Source organism: Colwellia marinimaniae (genome assembly GCF_002207865.1).
Taxonomy (GTDB): Bacteria; Pseudomonadota; Gammaproteobacteria; order Enterobacterales; family Alteromonadaceae; genus Colwellia; species Colwellia marinimaniae.
The window spans coordinates 1-252 of sequence record NZ_BDQM01000391.1 but is presented as its reverse complement, the minus strand read 5'-3'; the positions used below and the strand labels follow the sequence as shown (position 1 = coordinate 252).

Below are 252 nucleotides of genomic sequence, written 5' to 3'. Positions count from 1 at the left end.
GGTACTGCTCGATGGCCACCACACGCTTTTCGCGCCCGATCATATGCCGGGGAATGTTTTTCTCGGTGAGCTTGCCTTCAAGCTGGACGATCACCTCCCACGCTTTCGGATCAGTCTTGGCGAAAAACTGCTGGGCGTATTCGATGAACAGTGCGTCGATGTTGACCACATGTCGCTGGATCTGCAGGTAGTCCGGACGTCGGCCCAGCTCGATCAGGGCGCGGGCGATGATGTTGACGAAACGCCAGGCGA

Annotated in this window: 1 pseudogene; it reads right to left on the bottom strand. The window is 57.9% G+C overall.

Going from position 1 to position 252, the window contains the following annotated elements:
• A pseudogene (locus MTCD1_RS19780) lies at positions 1–252 on the bottom strand (type IV conjugative transfer system coupling protein TraD); the annotation flags it as partial.